The sequence below is a fragment of the Luteibacter sp. SVR4-7G genome (genome assembly GCF_056755555.1).
This window is the reverse complement of record NZ_JBPGXO010000007.1, coordinates 86,132-101,831: the sequence shown is the minus strand read 5'-3', so window position 1 is coordinate 101,831 and position 15,700 is coordinate 86,132. Positions and strand designations below refer to the sequence as shown.

At 67.1% G+C, this 15,700-nt stretch carries 13 protein-coding genes; 7 read left to right on the top strand and 6 right to left on the bottom strand.

What is annotated here, in order from left to right:
• Positions 1 to 10: 10 nt before the first annotated feature.
• On the bottom strand, positions 11 to 517 hold the full coding sequence (locus ACR9ZH_RS04555) for an O-acetyl-ADP-ribose deacetylase (RefSeq protein WP_481289565.1): 507 nt from the start codon (positions 515 to 517) through the stop codon (positions 11 to 13).
• A gap of 76 nt (positions 518 to 593) precedes the next feature.
• Here ACR9ZH_RS04555 and ACR9ZH_RS04550 point away from each other — a divergent pair, with 76 nt between their 5' ends.
• The 3 genes from ACR9ZH_RS04550 to ACR9ZH_RS04540 all read left to right on the top strand — a co-directional run bounded on the left by ACR9ZH_RS04550 (position 594) and on the right by ACR9ZH_RS04540 (position 5,417).
• Entirely contained in the window at positions 594 to 1,052 is a 459-nt protein-coding gene (locus ACR9ZH_RS04550; RefSeq protein WP_481289564.1) for a MarR family winged helix-turn-helix transcriptional regulator, read from the top strand.
• Between the two features lie 116 nt (positions 1,053 to 1,168).
• Positions 1,169 to 2,302 carry an efflux RND transporter periplasmic adaptor subunit gene (locus tag ACR9ZH_RS04545; protein WP_481289563.1) on the top strand — a complete coding sequence of 378 codons (1,134 nt, stop codon included), beginning with the start codon at positions 1,169 to 1,171 and terminating at the stop codon, positions 2,300 to 2,302.
• 10 nt (positions 2,303 to 2,312) lie between these two features.
• Positions 2,313 to 5,417, top strand: a complete 3,105-nt coding sequence (locus ACR9ZH_RS04540) for an efflux RND transporter permease subunit (RefSeq protein ID WP_481289562.1) — start codon at positions 2,313 to 2,315, stop codon at positions 5,415 to 5,417.
• Positions 5,418 to 5,633: 216 nt separating this feature from the next.
• Here ACR9ZH_RS04540 and ACR9ZH_RS04535 read toward each other — a convergent pair whose 3' ends face one another.
• The 3 genes from ACR9ZH_RS04535 to ACR9ZH_RS04525 all read right to left on the bottom strand — a co-directional run bounded on the left by ACR9ZH_RS04535 (position 5,634) and on the right by ACR9ZH_RS04525 (position 8,450).
• The gene (locus tag ACR9ZH_RS04535) at positions 5,634 to 7,076 is read right to left on the bottom strand and encodes a M20/M25/M40 family metallo-hydrolase (RefSeq protein WP_481289561.1); all 1,443 of its coding nucleotides are present in this window, start codon (positions 7,074 to 7,076) and stop codon (positions 5,634 to 5,636) included.
• A gap of 206 nt (positions 7,077 to 7,282) precedes the next feature.
• A complete protein-coding gene (gene mscL / locus ACR9ZH_RS04530; RefSeq protein WP_481289560.1) occupies positions 7,283 to 7,693 on the bottom strand; it encodes a large-conductance mechanosensitive channel protein MscL in 411 nt (136 codons plus the stop codon).
• A 70-nt stretch (positions 7,694 to 7,763) separates the two neighbouring features.
• The gene (locus ACR9ZH_RS04525) at positions 7,764 to 8,450 is read right to left on the bottom strand and encodes a fumarylacetoacetate hydrolase family protein (protein WP_481289559.1); all 687 of its coding nucleotides are present in this window, start codon (positions 8,448 to 8,450) and stop codon (positions 7,764 to 7,766) included.
• A gap of 117 nt (positions 8,451 to 8,567) precedes the next feature.
• Here ACR9ZH_RS04525 and ACR9ZH_RS04520 point away from each other — a divergent pair, with 117 nt between their 5' ends.
• The 4 genes from ACR9ZH_RS04520 to ACR9ZH_RS04505 are packed head-to-tail and all read left to right on the top strand — an operon-like array spanning position 8,568 to position 13,045.
• On the top strand, positions 8,568 to 9,818 hold the full coding sequence (locus tag ACR9ZH_RS04520; RefSeq protein WP_481289558.1) for an efflux RND transporter periplasmic adaptor subunit: 1,251 nt from the start codon (positions 8,568 to 8,570) through the stop codon (positions 9,816 to 9,818).
• Positions 9,819 to 9,837: 19 nt separating this feature from the next.
• Entirely contained in the window at positions 9,838 to 10,524 is a 687-nt protein-coding gene (locus ACR9ZH_RS04515; protein ID WP_481289557.1) for an ABC transporter ATP-binding protein, read from the top strand.
• A 16-nt stretch (positions 10,525 to 10,540) separates the two neighbouring features.
• The gene (locus ACR9ZH_RS04510) at positions 10,541 to 11,710 is read left to right on the top strand and encodes an ABC transporter permease (protein WP_481289556.1); all 1,170 of its coding nucleotides are present in this window, start codon (positions 10,541 to 10,543) and stop codon (positions 11,708 to 11,710) included.
• 12 nt (positions 11,711 to 11,722) lie between these two features.
• On the top strand, positions 11,723 to 13,045 hold the full coding sequence (locus tag ACR9ZH_RS04505; protein WP_481289555.1) for an ABC transporter permease: 1,323 nt from the start codon (positions 11,723 to 11,725) through the stop codon (positions 13,043 to 13,045).
• A 232-nt stretch (positions 13,046 to 13,277) separates the two neighbouring features.
• Here the strand turns inward: ACR9ZH_RS04505 and ACR9ZH_RS04500 are convergent, their stop codons facing one another.
• Together ACR9ZH_RS04500 and yedA are read right to left on the bottom strand one after the other, a co-directional pair.
• Entirely contained in the window at positions 13,278 to 14,687 is a 1,410-nt protein-coding gene (locus tag ACR9ZH_RS04500; protein ID WP_481289554.1) for a short-chain fatty acid transporter, read from the bottom strand.
• A gap of 41 nt (positions 14,688 to 14,728) precedes the next feature.
• Positions 14,729 to 15,631 (bottom strand): drug/metabolite exporter YedA, encoded by a 903-nt coding sequence (yedA, locus tag ACR9ZH_RS04495; protein WP_481289553.1) that lies wholly within the window; start codon positions 15,629 to 15,631, stop codon positions 14,729 to 14,731.
• Positions 15,632 to 15,700 lie beyond the last annotated feature (69 nt).

Below are 15,700 nucleotides of genomic sequence, written 5' to 3'. Positions count from 1 at the left end.
AGGCGCGCTCCTACACCAGCGCGCTGTAGATGCGGGTCATCGACGCGCCGAACGTGCAGAACACGACCCGCCCGGGTGCCCAGTCGGCAGCGCGGATCGCCCGCACGGCGATCTCCGCCGCGGCGTCGGCCGGGTAGCCGTATATGCCGGCGCTGATCGCCGGAAACGCGATCGAGCCGACGCCTGCTTCGCGGGCAAGCTTGAGACAATTCGTATAGCACTCGGCCAGAAGGCCAGGTTCGCCATGGTTGCCGCCATGCCACACTGGTCCGACGGTGTGGATGACGAAGCGGGCGGGCAGAGCGAAGCCGGGCGTGATGCGGGCTTCGCCGGTGGGACAGCGAACGCCCCTGCGCACTTCCGGCAAGGCCCTGCAGGCGGCCAGCAAGGCCGGTCCGGCAGCGCGATGGATGGCGCCGTCCACGCCTCCGCCACCGAGCAATGATTCGTTCGCGGCGTTCACGATCGCATCGACCGGCAGGGTAGTGATATCGGCTTCGATCACTTCGAAAGTCATAAGAAAACTCCTTGTGACGGCCAGGGTGGCATTTGGCTACGATGTCCATGACATACCAGCGATACAATCCAAGGCCATGGCCGAACTCAAAGTCGAAGATATCTCGTTCGCATACCTCATCAACGACGTGACCTTGCTCTTCCGCAAGCACTTCGATCGACGCGCCGTGCGCTTCGGACTGACTCGTGCCCAGTGGCGGGCCCTGAAGGCCCTGCATCGCCGGCCCGGCATGCGCCAGAACGAACTGGCGGAACAGCTGGACATGGAGCCCATTGCCGTGGGCCGCGTCATCGACCGCTTGCAGGCTGCGGGCTTCGTCGAGCGTCGCGCTGATCCCAAGGACCGCCGTGCGTGGCGCCTGCACGATACCGACCAGGCCCGCGGTGTCATCGACGACATGGAGGAGATCGCCCGGGGCCTCCGCCGCGATGCCACCCAGGGTATTTCGACCGCCGACCTGCAGACCATGCTGGCCGTCCTGGACCGCATGAAGGAAAACCTCCAGGGGCTGGACGGTCCCGGCGAGGAAAGCTGAATCCCAGTCAACCGATGGTGGGCATGCGCGTTAGCTTTTACGGATAACCGTCCCTGAAACCAGTCCGCGCCTCCCCAGCGTGGCGACCGAACCCGAAGGATTCGGCCGGAGCCCCCATGCAGCGATCTCCCGGGAAGAAACTCCTCCTCATCGTCGTCCTCGTGGCGGTGGCGGCCGCCGCGTTCGGCCTGTGGCGGCACGAGGCCGGTGGAAAGGCCCAGCCACCCCCGGACAAAGGGCCGGCGGCGGGCGTTCCGGTCACCGTCGCGGTGGCCACGCGGGGCGAGATCGACCTGTCCCTGAAAGTGATCGGGCGAGCCGAGGCCTATTCCACCGTGAACGTGCGTTCGCGGGTGAACGGCCAGCTCGAATCGCTGGCCTTCATACCCGGCGCCCACGTGAAGAAAGGCGACCTCCTCGCCAAGGTGGATCGACGCCCGCTGCAAGCGGCCTACGACGAGGCCATGGGCAACGTGGCTCGCGACCAGGCACAACTGGTCAAGGCCGAGGCCGACCAGGCGCGGTACCAGAACATGCTCGGCAAGGGCTTCGTCAGCCGGGCGGATTTCGACCTGTACAAGGCCAATCTGGGCGTGGCCCGCGCCGCGCTCGAAAGCGACCGCGCCGCAGCCCGCGCGGCGAAGACCCAGCTGGACTTCACCACCATCGTCGCGCCCTTCGACGGCGTGACCGGCGCGCCGCTGGCCTACCCGGGTGCCACGCTCAGCGCCGATACGACCGACATCGTGGTATTGAACGAGGTCGATCCCATCCGCGTGGCCTTTTCCATTCCCGAGGACAGCCTGGCCGCCGTGCGCAACAGCCAGCGTCGCGGACCCCTGCCGGTGCTGGCGAAGATTCCGGGCGACGAGGGCGCGCCGCTGAAGGGCGAGCTGGAATTCATCGACAACGCAGTGGACGCCACCACCGGCACCATCGTGCTGAAGGGCCGTTTCGCGAACGCGGACGGCCGGCTGACACCGGGGCAGTTCGCCGAGGTGACCTTGCCCACCACGCGGCTGTACGACGCGGTGAGCATCCCCGTGGTGGCCCTGCAGAGCTCGACGGAGGGCACCTTCGTGTTCGTGGTGAAGGCGGACGGCACCGTGGAACAGCGTACGATCACCACAGGCGCGACCAGCGCGAACCGCGTGGTCGTCGACAAGGGCCTGCAGGCGGGCGAACGCGTCGTCACGGAAGGCCAGATGCTGCTCGTCGACGGCGCCCGCGTGCGCATCGACAAGGGTTGAGGGCCCGCGCATGAACCTGCCGGAACTCTGCATCCGCCGGCCCGTGATGACCACGCTGCTGATGTCGGCGCTGGTCATCTTCGGCATCGCGGCCTATCCGAAGCTGCCGGTCAACGAGCTGCCCAACGTCGACTTCCCGACGATCAACATCAGTGCCAGCCTGCCAGGCGCCTCGCCGGAGACGATGGCCTCCTCGGTCGCCACCCCGCTCGAGGCGCAGCTCTCGACGATCGCCGGCATCGATTCCATGACCTCGTCCAGTTCGCTGGGCTCGACGAACATCACCGTGACCTTTGCACTGGACCGCAGCATCGACGGCGCGGCGCAGGACGTACAGGCGGCGATTTCCGCGGCGACGCGGCAGCTGCCGCGCGAGATGCCGACGCCGCCGACGTACCGCAAGGTGAACCCGGCCGATGCGCCGATCCTCTACCTCACCATGCAGTCGTCGACGCTGCCGCTGTCCACGGTGGACGATTACGCGGAAACCGAACTCGCCCAGCGCCTGTCGATGGTCGACGGCGTCGCCCAGGTGAACGTCTACGGTTCGCAGAAGTACGCAGTGCGGATTGCGGTCGATCCCGACCGGCTCGCGGCCACGGGGATCGGCGTGGACCAGATGCGCGATGCCATCGCGGCGGCCAACGTGAACAAGGCTACGGGCTCGCTCAACGGCCAGCGCCAGCTGCTTTCGATCCGTTCGGACGGTCAGCTGATGCGCGCCGCGGACTACGGCCAGGTCGTGGTCGCCTATCGGAATGGCGCGCCCGTGCGGCTGTCCGACATTGCCACGCCGCGCGACAGCGTGCAGGACGACCAGAAGGCGAGCTGGTTCAATGGCGCGCGCTCGATCACCCTGGCGATCCAGCGCCAGCCGGGCGCGAACACCGTGGAAACGGTCGACAACATCCTCAGCCTGCTGCCCGGATTCACGGCGACGCTTCCGCCGTCGGTGAAGCTCAACGTTATGTACGACCGCTCCGAGTCGATCCGCGAGTCCGTGCACGACGTGCAATTCACCCTCGTGCTGGCGGGCATCCTCGTGGTGCTGGTGATCTACCTGTTCCTCGGCAATGCCTCGGCCACGCTGATTCCCGCGGTGGCGTTGCCGATCTCGGTACTCGGCACGTTCGGCGCGATGTTCGCGCTGGGCTACAGCCTGGACAACCTTTCGTTACTTGCACTCACCCTGGCCGTCGGCTTCGTGGTCGACGACGCCATCGTGATGCTCGAAAACATCATGCGCCACATCGAGGCGGGGGAGGCACCGTTCGAGGCAGCCGTGAAAGGCGCCGGCGAGATCGGCTTCACGATCTTCTCGATGACGCTGTCGCTGGTCGCCGTGTTCATCCCGGTCATGTTCATGGGCGGCATCGTGGGCCGCCTGTTCCACGAATTCGCCGTGGTCATCAGCGTGTCGATCCTGGTCTCCGGCTTCGTCTCCATCACCCTGACACCGATGCTTTGCAGCCGCTTCGTGAAGGCGCACGATCACCAGAAGCGCACCTTCGTGGTGGTCTGGTTCGATCGCGGGTTCGCCGCGGTCTCCAGTGGATACACGCGGACGCTGGCCTGGTGCATGCGCCATCCGCGGACGGTCGTCGGCGTGTTCGCGCTGAGCCTCGCGGCGACCGGCGTGCTGTTCGTCATCACGCCGAAGGACTTCATTCCCGCCGGCGACAGCGGGCAGCTGCGCGTGACCACGGAAGGTCCGACCGACATTTCCTTCGCCGCCATGTCGGCTCGCCAGCAGGCGCTGGCTGATATCGCGCAAAAGGACCCGAACGTCGAGGCGGTGATGTCCAGCGTCGGCGCCGGCGGATCGCGCTCGACGGTGAACAACGGCTCCTTGCTGCTACGCCTGAAGCCACGCGACGAACGCGGCGGCACGACGCCCGACGAGATCATCCAGGAATTGCGCCATCGGTTCGCTGAAGTTCCCGGCATCCGTACCTATATCCAGAACCCGCCGGCCATCCAGGTGGGTGGCCGCCAGTCGAAGGCGCAGTACCAGTACACGGTGCAATCGACCGATCTGCAGGCGCTGTACGACTGGTCGGGCAGGCTGGTCGCGGCGTTCCAGAAACTGCCGGGCTTCCAGGACGTCACCACCGACCTCGACCTCAACAGTCCCTCGATGGTCGTCACCGTGAACCGCGACAAGCTGGCACCGCTCGGCCTCACCATGGACCAGGTGCAGACCGCGCTGGGTACCGCGTTCGGCGAGAACCAGATCTCCACGATCTACGGCTCGGCCACGCAGTACTGGGTGATCCTGCAGGTGGAACGGCGCATGCAGGACGATCCCGCGGTGCTGTCCCGCCTGTATGTCACCTCGGACAGCGGCAAGCTCATTCCGCTCAATACCGTGGCGAGTTTCCAGCGCAAGCCGCAGGTGCTGACGGTGAACCACCAGGGCCAGCTGCCCGCGGTGACGGTGTCGTTCAACCTCGCGCCCGGCGTGTCGCTCAGCGACGCGGTGGCGAGCATCGATCGCGCCACCACGGAGATGAAACTGCCGCCGACGCTCAGCGGATCGGTGCAGGGCACGGCGCAGGCCTTCCAGGACTCGGTGAAAGGCATGGGCCTGCTGCTCCTGCTGGCCGTGTTCGTCATCTACCTGGTGCTCGGCATTCTCTACGAGAGCTTCATCCACCCGCTGACGATTCTTTCCGGCTTGCCGGCAGCCGCAGTCGGCGCGCTGCTTACCCTGGTGATCTTCAACGCGTCGCTCGACCTGTTCGCCTTCGTCGGCATCATCATGCTGGTGGGCATCGTGAAGAAGAACGCGATCATGATGATCGACTTCGCGCTGGAACGTCAGCGCGAGGAGGGCATGGCGCCGTTCGACGCGATCTACGAGGCATGCCGCGTGCGCTTCCGGCCGATCATGATGACCACGATGGCGGCCTTCGCAGGCACGCTGCCCATCGCGCTGGGTATCGGCGCGGGCGCGGAAACGCGGCGCCCGCTGGGCCTGGCCGTGGTGGGCGGCCTGGTGGTATCGCAGATCCTGACGCTCTACCTCACGCCGGTGATCTACCTCTACATGAACCGCCTGCAGGACAGGCTGGCCCCGGCGAAGAAGCTCGAAACCAACCCCGCATCATTGTAGGAGCGCGCCTGCGCGCGACATCTTTTCGGGCCAGTCCCCAAGCTGGCGCGCCAGCTTCCAAGTTCGGCCTCAACACATGCCCGGTATCATTGTAGGAGCGCGCCTGCGCGCGACATCTTTTCGGGCCAGTCCCCAAGCTGGCGCGCCAGCTTCCGGGTTCGGCCTCAAAACATGTCGCGCGCAAGGCGCGCTCCTACGGGAGGCGCGCCCTGCCGATCAGTCGTGCGCGCCGTCGTTCTTGAATGCGCCCGGTGCCGAGCCGAAATCGCCGTTCGCCTGCGCGGCCATGTATGCGAAGGTCGCGTACACCGCCACGTTCTGCGCCAGTGCCTTCGGATCGATCTTGTCGAGCGTGTCGTTGGCGGTGTGGTGGTAGTCGAAGTAGTCGGTACCGTCCTGGGTGAGCGAGAGCGCCGCCATGCCCTTCGCATGCATCTGCGAGAGGTCGGAACCGCCGCCGCCGGGCTTGGTTGCGTCGTAGGCGACGCCGATCGGCTCGATCACCTTCGCGATCTGTTCGATGGCGCCGCGTGCCGACGGCTTCACGCTCGCGGTCATGCGCCAGATGCGGCCCGCGCCGAAGTCGGACTCGGTGCCGAGCTGGAACTTCGAGACTTCCTTCGCATGGGCATCCGCATAGGCGCGGCCACCCCACAGCCCCATTTCCTCGTTCGCGAAGGCGATGACGCGGATGGTGCGATCCGGCCGCTGCGGCATGTCCTTGATCAGCTTCGCCGCGGCGGCGGCGATCGCCACGCCCGCGCCGTCATCGATCGCGCCGGTGCCGAGGTCCCATGAATCCAGGTGCCCGCCGATGGCCACGACCTGGTCCGGATGCTTGGCGCCGGTCACTTCGGCGATGACGTTCTGGCCTTCGTAGGTGCCCGCGAAGCCGACGTCGAGGTCGAGCTTCAGCGTGACCGGCTTGCCTTCCTTCAGCACCCGCTCCAACTGGTCGGCGTCGGGTAGCGAGAGGGCGGCGGCCGGAATGGCGTCCTTCGGATCCTGGAAGCCGGTGACGCCGGTATGCGGCGTGCGGCTGTGCGCGTCGGTGCCGGCGGAGCGCAGCAGGAACGCGGCGGCACCCATCTTCGCGGCAAGCACCGGACCGCCCGTGCGCGTCGCCGAGCCTTCGCGATAATCGTGGCCGTCCTTCTGCTGCTGCATGTGCGTGCTGACGTAGACGATCTTGCCCTTCACCGTCGCCGGGTCGGCCTTCTTGAATGCGTCGAGGTTGTCGAAGCCGATCACCTGCGCGCTTAGGCCGCCCTTCGGCGTACCGGCCGAGTAACCGAGCGCGGTGAGCGCCAGCGGCTGGGGGAAGGGCGAGACGATCTCGGCGTGCTCGCTGCGACGCTGCCACAGCGGATAGCTCACCTTTTCGGTATAGACCTTGTCGAAGCCCATCGCCTTGAACTTGGCGACGGTCCACGCCACGCCGCGCGCATCGGCGGCGCTGCCGGCGACGCGAGGGCCCACTTCGGTCGTCAGCTGGCTGACGAATTCGTAGCCGGTAGTGTCGTCCATTGCCCGGTCGCGCAACTCGGTGGCGGCGGCGACCGCCTTCTCCGGAATGGTGGTGGCCTTGTCGGCGGCATGGGCGGAGAAGGCAAGCGCAAGGCACGCGGCAAGCGCGTGGAGACGGAACGAATGACGCATGTGTGACCCCCGGGGACGGAAACGTCGATTATTGCGCCGGGGGCCAGCCCCGCGACTAGGCCGGAAGTCACGGGGGGTGTGTGTAGGAGCGCGCCTTGCGCGCGACAGCCTTTCGCGCCAGTCCTGAAAACCGGCGCGCCAGCTCCAAGCCCCGGCCTCAACACATGTCGCGCGCAAGGCGCGCTCCTACAGGTGCGGCGCGGCAGTCAGGGCGCGCGGTTCTGCTGCTTCAGCAGGTCGCGGATTTCGGTCAGCAGGGCCACGTCGGCGGGTGGCGCCGCGGGTTTTTCCTCTTCGCGATGCGAGAGGCGGTTGATCGCCTTGACCACGAGGAAGATCGCGAAGGCGATGATGACGAACTGGATCAGCACGTTGATGAAGACGCCGTACTGCACGGCGACCTCCGCCGTCTTGGTCGCCGGGTCGCCCGGCTTCAGCACCCACTTCCAGTCCGAGAAGTCGATGCCGCCGATGGCCCAGCCGAGCGGCGGCATGATGATGTTGTCGACCAGCGAGGTGACGATCTTGCCGAACGCGGCGCCGATCACGACACCGACGGCCAGGTCGACCACGTTACCGCGCAGTGCGAATTTCTTGAATTCCGCGACGAAACTCATCGGCCCTTCTCCTCATGGCTTGGCAGCGAACGAACGAAGCTAACGATCCCCATGTCGGTACTTCGCGAAATCAGACCACGCGACCCTCCAGCGTGGCGACACCCTCCAGGGTGGCGCGGAAGCGGTCGCCGCGCGCCAGCGCCGCCACACCGGCAGGCGTGCCGGTATAGACGATATCACCCGCCTTGAGTTCGAACAGCCGCGACAGCGCACTGAGTATTTCCGGCACGTCGAGCACCATCTCGCCGAGCGTGGCCTGCTGGCGCGTTTCGCCGTTCACTTCCAGCGCTATGCGCGTGGCTGCCGAAAGCGTGGCTTCGCTCGCGGGCACCAGCGCGGATATGGGCGCGGAATGATCGAAGGCCTTGGCGACGTCCCACGGTGCGCCCTTGGCCTTGGCCTGGGCCTGCAGGTCGCGACGGGTAAGATCCAGCCCCACGCCATAGCCCCAGACCAGCTTGCCTGCTTCCTCGACCGAGAGGTCCGAGCCGCCGGCACCGAGGGCGACGACCATCTCCACTTCGTGGTGCAGGTCGCTGGTGGCGGACGGGTAGGGCACGTCGGCTCCGTCGGTCACGAGGGCGTCGGCGGGCTTGGTGAAGAACATCGGATTGGCCTTGTCCACCGAGGCGCCCATTTCGCGGGCGTGATCGGCGTAATTGCGCCCGATGCAGAAGACGCGGCGCACGGGGAAACGTCCGGCCTGGCCGGCGACGGGGATGCTCGGCTGTGCCGGCGAAGGGATGACGGTATTCATACGCCAAGACTAGCAGGTGACACCTGTCACGGCAGATGACTGATGGCCGAAAGTGGTGCAGGGTCCCCGCGGGAACGCATGATCTTGCTGCACGAGCGGCATGGGGAACGAGGGAAGATGAATTCGAACACCGAGCTGCTCCGGCAGCTGAAGATCGACAAGTCGCACAAGGAAGCACATGGCGGCGGGGGAGGCCCGGGCGCACGTACCGTCCTGATCGCGGCCGCCATCCTGGTGCTCGTCCTGGCCCTGGCCGGAGGCGCATGGGCGTTCCTGAGCCGCCGTCCGGTGGAGGTGCATACGGCCACGGCCGTCGCCGCCAGCACCAACAGCGAGGCCGGCGCCGTGCTGCAGGCCACCGGCTATGTCACCGCGCGGCGCCAGGCGACGGTCTCGGCGCAGATCACCGGCACCCTGGTGGAAGTCCTCATCGAGGAAGGCGACCGGGTGAAGAAAGGGCAGGTACTGGCCAGGCTCGAGGACAACGCGCTGCGCGCGAGCCTCGATTCGGCCCGCGCCAACGCCGCGGCGGCGCATGCGAGCGTCATGCAGAGCGAGGCGCAGCTCCAACAGGCCCGGCGGGACGCGGACCGTCAGGAGGCGCTGGTCGGTCGCGGCCTCGTCTCGCGCCAGCTGGCCGAGCAGACGCGCACCCAGGCCAACACCTATCGCGCACAGCTCAACACGGCGCGCCGCCAGGCCGACGCCGCCGATGCGCAGGTGAGCGTGGGGCAGGTGAACCTCGATTACACGGTGGTGCGCGCGCCTTTCGACGGCGTGATCACCGACAAGGCCGCGCAGGTGGGAGAAATCGTCTCGCCGCTTTCCGCCGGCGGCGGCTTTACCCGCACGGGTGTCGGCACCATCGTGGATATGGATTCGCTGGAAATCGACGTGGACGTCAACGAGGCCTATATCGGCCGCGTACAGCCCGATATGCCGGCCGAGGCCGTGCTGGATGCGTATCCGGACTGGCGCATTCCCGCCCATGTGATCGCCATCGTACCGGCCGCGGACCGCGGCAAGGCGACGGTGAAGGTGCGCGTGGCGCTCGAGCAGAAGGATGCCCGCATCGTTCCCGACATGGGTGTGCGCGTGTCCTTCCTCGACCGGCGCGCGCCCGCGCAGGCGAGCGCGCCGAAGGGCGTGCTCGTACCCGCGGCTTCGGTGGTCCGCCGCGACGACCGTGACGTGGTCTATACCGTCGCCGAAGGCAAGGCCACGCGCCGCCCCGTGACGGCGGCGAAGCAGGCCACCGGCGACCTGCGCCTGATCACCGACGGCATCGCCGCCGGCGACACCGTGATCGTCTCGCCACCACCCGACCTCGCCGACGGCGCCGCCGTCAGCACCGCCACCACGCCCTGATATCCACGGAGACAGAACGATGGCCACCCTGATCGACATCCAGGACCTTTCCAAGGTTTACGAGCGCGGCCGGCAGAAGGTCGAGGTGCTGCACGGCGTGAACCTCAAGATCGAGGAAGGCGACTTCCTCGCGCTGATGGGCCCGTCGGGATCGGGCAAGACCACGCTGCTCAACCTCATCGGCGGGCTCGACACGCCCACCGGCGGCAGCATCGTCGTGGCCGGCGACCGCATCGACCAGCTGGGTTCCGGCGCACTGGCGAAGTGGCGCGCGGCGCACGTGGGCTTCGTCTTCCAGTTCTACAACCTCATGCCGATGCTCAGCGCGCAGCGCAACGTGGAACTGCCGCTGCTGCTGACCAGACTCTCCGGCGCGCAGCGCAGGCAGAACGCCTCGGTGGCCCTGCAGCTGGTTGGCCTTGGCGACCGCGCCACGCACAAGCCGTCGGAGCTGTCGGGCGGCCAGCAGCAGCGCGTGGCGATCGCGCGCGCCATCGTTTCCGACCCCACCCTGCTGGTCTGCGACGAACCCACGGGCGATCTCGACCGCCATTCCGCCGAGGAGATCCTCGGCCTGCTGCGCGAGCTCAACCGCGAGCACGGCAAGACCATCGTGATGGTGACCCACGATCCCAAGGCGGCCGAGTACGCCAACCATACCCTGCACCTCGACAAGGGCTCCCTCGTCGAGCAGGCCGTGGCATGACGCGGGGGATGCCGGCATGAAATACCTGCACCTCATCTGGGCCGCGCTGTTCCGGCGCAAGGCGCGCACTTTCTTCACCCTGGTGTCGATCCTCGCCGCCTTCCTGCTGTTCGGCATGCTCGATGCCACCCGCGCGGCGTTCTCGTCGGGCGGCGACAGCGTGATCGGCGTCGACCGGCTGCTCACCACCTCGCGCTATTCGATCATCCAGTCGCTTCCGGTCAGCCTGTCGACGCGCATGCAGGCGGTGCCGGGCGTCAAGAACGTGGGCTACGCCAACTGGTTCGGCGGCATCTACCAGGATCCGAAGAACTTCGTGCTCAGCTTCGCCGTGAGCGACAACTACCTCGACATCTACCACGAGATCGTCCTGCCGCCGGAACAGCGCAAGGCCTTCGAGAGCACGCGCACGGGCGCCATCGTCGGCGAAGCATTGGCCAAGCGTTTCGGCTGGAAGGTGGGCGACAAGATTCCGCTGCAGTCCACGATCTTCCCGCAGCGCAACGGCGACAAGACCTGGCCGTTCGACCTCGTCGGCATTTACACGCCGGCGAAGGGCGCGGCCAACGGCACCGACCAGCAGTTCTTCTTCCACCACAAGTATTTCGAGGACGCCAACGCCTTCCAGAACGTCGGGACCACGGTGGGTTGGTACGTCGTGCAGCTGACTTCGGCGGACAAGGCCGACGCGGTCGCGAAGGCCATCGACGCGCTCTCGGCCAACTCCGATCATGAGACGAAGACGCAGACGGAGCAGGCTTTCAACGCGTCCTTCGTGAAGCAGCTCGGCGACATCGGCCTCATCGTGTCGGCGATCATGGGCGCCGTGTTCTTCACCCTGATCCTGCTCACCGGCAACACCATGGCCCAGGCCGTGCGCGAACGGACCAACGAACTGGCCGTGCTGAAGACGATCGGTTTTTCCAGCCGCAGCGTCCTCGGCATGGTGCTGGCCGAAGGCGTGCTCCTGCTGTTGCTCGGCGGCATCCTCGGGCTTGCCGTCGCGAGCGTCGTCGTGCCGATCGTGGCGAAGGGAAGCGGCGGCATGCTGAACCTGCCACCCATCGGGATGCAGACCTGGGTGGTCGGCATCGTGCTGATGCTGGTCATCGGTGCGCTGGTTGGCGCATTGCCCGCCATCCGTGCCATGCGGCTGAACATCGTCGACGCGCTCGCCGGTCGCTGAGGAGACACTTGCATGAAATCGATGAAGAAATTCGGCACCGGCCTCCTCACCTTGCTCGTCGTGGCGGTCTTCCTCGCGATCTGGATCGTCCTGCCCTGGCCGGGCATCGTCGCCCTCGCCGTGGCGCTCGCGATCTGGATGGCCGTCACGCGCCGTGGCCGCCAGACCTGGGAGGTCACCAAGGTGGGCCTCGCCACCGTGACCCAGCGCCTGGGCTCCTCGTCGGTGGTCGTCGTGGGCATCGCCGGCGTCGTCGGCGTGCTCGTGGCGATGCTCGCCATGAGCGAAGGCTTCGCCGAGACGCTGCGTTCCACCGGCAACGATCACTCGGCCATCGTGCTGCGCGGCGGCTCGCAGGCGGAGCTCAATTCCATCCTGGATCGCGACAGTGCCAACGTGGTGGTGCAGGCCCCGGGCGTGAAAAAGGACGCGCAGGGCAAGCCGATCGCCTCCGGCGAACTGGTGGTGGTGGCCAACCTGCCGCGCAAGGGCGATCCGAACAGCGATTCGAACGTGCCGATCCGCGGCGTGAGCGAAGACGTGTGGAACCTGCGCGACCAGGTGAAGATCGTGCAAGGGCGCAAGTTCAAGCCCGGCCTGCGCGAACTGATCGTGGGCAAGGGCGCCCTGGCGCAGTTCGAAGGCCTCGACGTGGGCAAGACCATCCGTCTCGCCGGCCAGACCTGGACCGTGGTCGGTGTCTTCGCCTCGAACGACGCGCTCGAATCGGAACTCTGGGGCGACACCCAGAGCGTGGCCTCGGCCTATCGCCGCGGCAGCAGCGTGCAGTCCGTGACGGTGCTGCTCGATTCGCCGAAAGCCTTCGACACCTTCAAGGCCAGCCTCGCGGCGGACCCGCGCCTGAAGGTGGACGTGAGCACGACCCGCGAATACTTCAGCAAGCAGTCCGAAGGCCTGACCAAGGTGCTGCGCGCGGTGGGCATCACCGTCGGCATCATCATGGCGATCGGCGCCGTGTTCGGCGCGCTGAACACGATGTTCGCCGCCATCCAGGCGCGTGCGCGCGAGATCGCCACGCTGCGCGCGATCGGTTTCCGCGGCCTGCCGGTGGTGGTGTCGGTGATGCTGGAGACGATGATGCTCGCGCTATTGGGCGGCGTCATAGGCGCCGGGATCGTGTGGGTCATCTTCAACGGCTACACGGCATCCACGCTGGGGGCGAACTTCAGCCAGGTGGTGTTCCGCTTCCACGTGAGCACGGGCCTGCTATGGACCGGAATCAAGTGGGCGCTGGCCATCGGCTTCATCGGCGGATTGTTCCCCGCATTGCGCGCCGCGCGCCTCCCCGTGACGACGGCCCTGCGCGAACTGTAACGGCTTCGCGAAGGCGGCTTCGCACGCCTCGGTCGGATGAAAGCGTTGGCACGACGCGACAGCGGCGATGCCAACGCCGAGGACCGTGGTCACGCGCGCCAGCCACCCGTTGGATCGGATCCCAACCATACCCACTCCCGTGACAAGGCAGGCCAGCCTAGGGAGTCGTGAGAACAGCGGACATCGAATAATTCTGAAAATGCATCGATGTCCCGCTGTTGTGCGAACTGGGTCACATGGCCGGGGGAACGTACTCGAGCGTCAGGCCCAGGCACCAGAGCAAGCCCAGCACCAGCGGCACGTGCACGAGCAGTTGCATGAAGGTGAAGCCGACGATGTCGCGGGCCTTCAGCCCCAGCACGCCAAGCAGCGGAAGCATCCAGAAGGGGTTGACGAGGTTGGGCAGCGCCTCGGCGGCGTTGTAGACCTGCACGGCCCAGCCGAGGTGGACCTTCAGTTCGTTCGCCGCCTGCATCACGTACGGCGCCTCGATCACCCACTTGCCGCCGCCACTGGGAACGAAGAAGCCGAGTACGGCCGAGTAGACGCCCATGACCAGGGTGAAGGTCTCGGTGGATGCGACCCGGACGAAGGCTTGCGCAAGATGGTGGGCGAGCGTATCGCCGGCGCCGTTCCTGGCCTGCGTGAGCAGCGCCGCGATGCCGCCGTACAGCGGGAACTGGATGAGGACGCCGGTGGTGCCCGGCACGGCGCGCGTCACCGCGTCGAGGAAACCGCGTGGCCGCCAATGCAGGAGCAGGCCGAGCGTAAGGAACAGGAAGTTGTACGTGTTGAGGTTGGCGATGACGCCAAGCAACGGCTTCGTGGCGAACTCGCGCACGAGCCAGCCCATGCCGAGCAGGCCGACCAGCACGCTCAGCAGCGGGCTGTATTCCAGCCATTCGCCGGGCCGGCGGCGGCCGGGTGACGCCACCTGCGCCACGGCGACATCCACCTCGAGATCGGCCGCCGTGCGTACGTCGGCACGCGGTGCGGTGAGCCAGCACACGGCGAGCGACACCGCGATCAGGATCGCCGTCAGCACGATGGACTGCCACAGGAAGATCGTCTGCGCGAAGGGCAGCACGCCCGTGATCTTCAACAGCTCCGGCGGCATGCTCTTGGGATTCGCCTGCAGCTGCGCGGCCGAGGACGAGAGCCCCATGGCCCAGACGGCGCCGAGCCCGAGATAGGCCGCGGCACCGGCCGCCCGGTAATCCATGCGCAGGTCGCCGCGCCGGGCGAGCGCACGCACCAGCAGCCCGGCAAAGATCAGCGAAAAACCCCAGCTCAGCAGCGAGGCGAGCATGCTCACGAGACCCACCTGGCAGATGGCGCCGCGCCCCGTCTTCGGCAGCGCGGCCAGGCGTTCGATGAGGCGTGCGACCGGCGGCGCCGTCGCCAGCACGTAGCCGCCGATCACCACGAAGGCCATTTGCATGGTGAAGGGAATGAGGCTCCAGAAACCGTCGCCGAAGGCGGCGACGGTGTCGGCCGGCGTGGCACCCATCGTCAGTGTCGCGAGGGCCACCATCACCACGGCCAAGGCGGCGAATACCCAGGCATCGGGAAACCAGCGCTCCGCCCAGTCCGTGCAGCGAAGGGCGAGGCGGGCGAGGGTGCTGTCGGTGGGGGCGCTCATGCGGGGCTCCTTGCGATGCCCCGCATGTTAGTCGTTCCGGGTCAGGCCTTGCGCACGCGCATCATGGTGATGATGCCGACACCGACCAGGATGATCGCCATGCCGGCGAGGTCGAAGGCTCCGACGTGTTCGCCCGCGAGGGCGACGCCGAACAGCACGGCCACCGGTGGATTCACGTACGCATAGCTGGTGGCGAGCGCGGGTCGCACCGTCTTCAGCACGTAGAGGTAGGCACTGAACGCGATGATCGAGCCGAACACCACGAGGTAGGCGAGCGCGGCCGTGGCGCCCGCTTCCGGATGCGCGGGAATGGCTTCGCCATGCAGGAACGCGATGATCGCCAGCGAGATGCTCGCGCAGAGCATCTGCGCCGCCGTGTTCATCGGGCCCTTGGGCATGTCCTGCCGCTTCGACCATACGGAGCCGAAGGCCCACGACATCGCCGCCACGATCAGCGCGATCGCGCCCAGCGGCGAACCGGCAAGGCCCGCGCCGAGGTTGAGCACGATCACGCCGACGAAGCCGAGCAGCAGCCCGGCGGTCTCGTAACGCGACGGCCACTCGCCGTAGATGCCGCCGAAGACCGCCGCGAACAACGGCATGCTGGCTACCGCCACGGCGGCGATGCCCGACCCCACCGACTGCTCGGCGAAGCACACCAGGCCGTTGCCGCCGGCGAGGAGCAAGGTGCCTACGATGGCGGCATTCTTCCACTGGCGCGCGGTCGGCATCGCGTCCCCGCGCAGGCGGAGCACCGCGAACAACAGCACGCCCGCCACGGCGAAACGGAGCGCGGCCAGGGTGAAGGGCGGATAGCTCACCAGCGCGTAGCGGATGGCCAGGTAGGTGGAACCCCAGATCACGTACAGGGCAAGCAGGGAAAGCGGCAGCAGCCAACGCCGCTCGGCGGCGGCGGAAACGGGGGTACAGGCGGCGTCTGACATGGAAAGGCCCAGGCTCATTCGCATGGCCTGATGCCATGCGAATTCCGCAAGATATCGTTGTTACAGGAG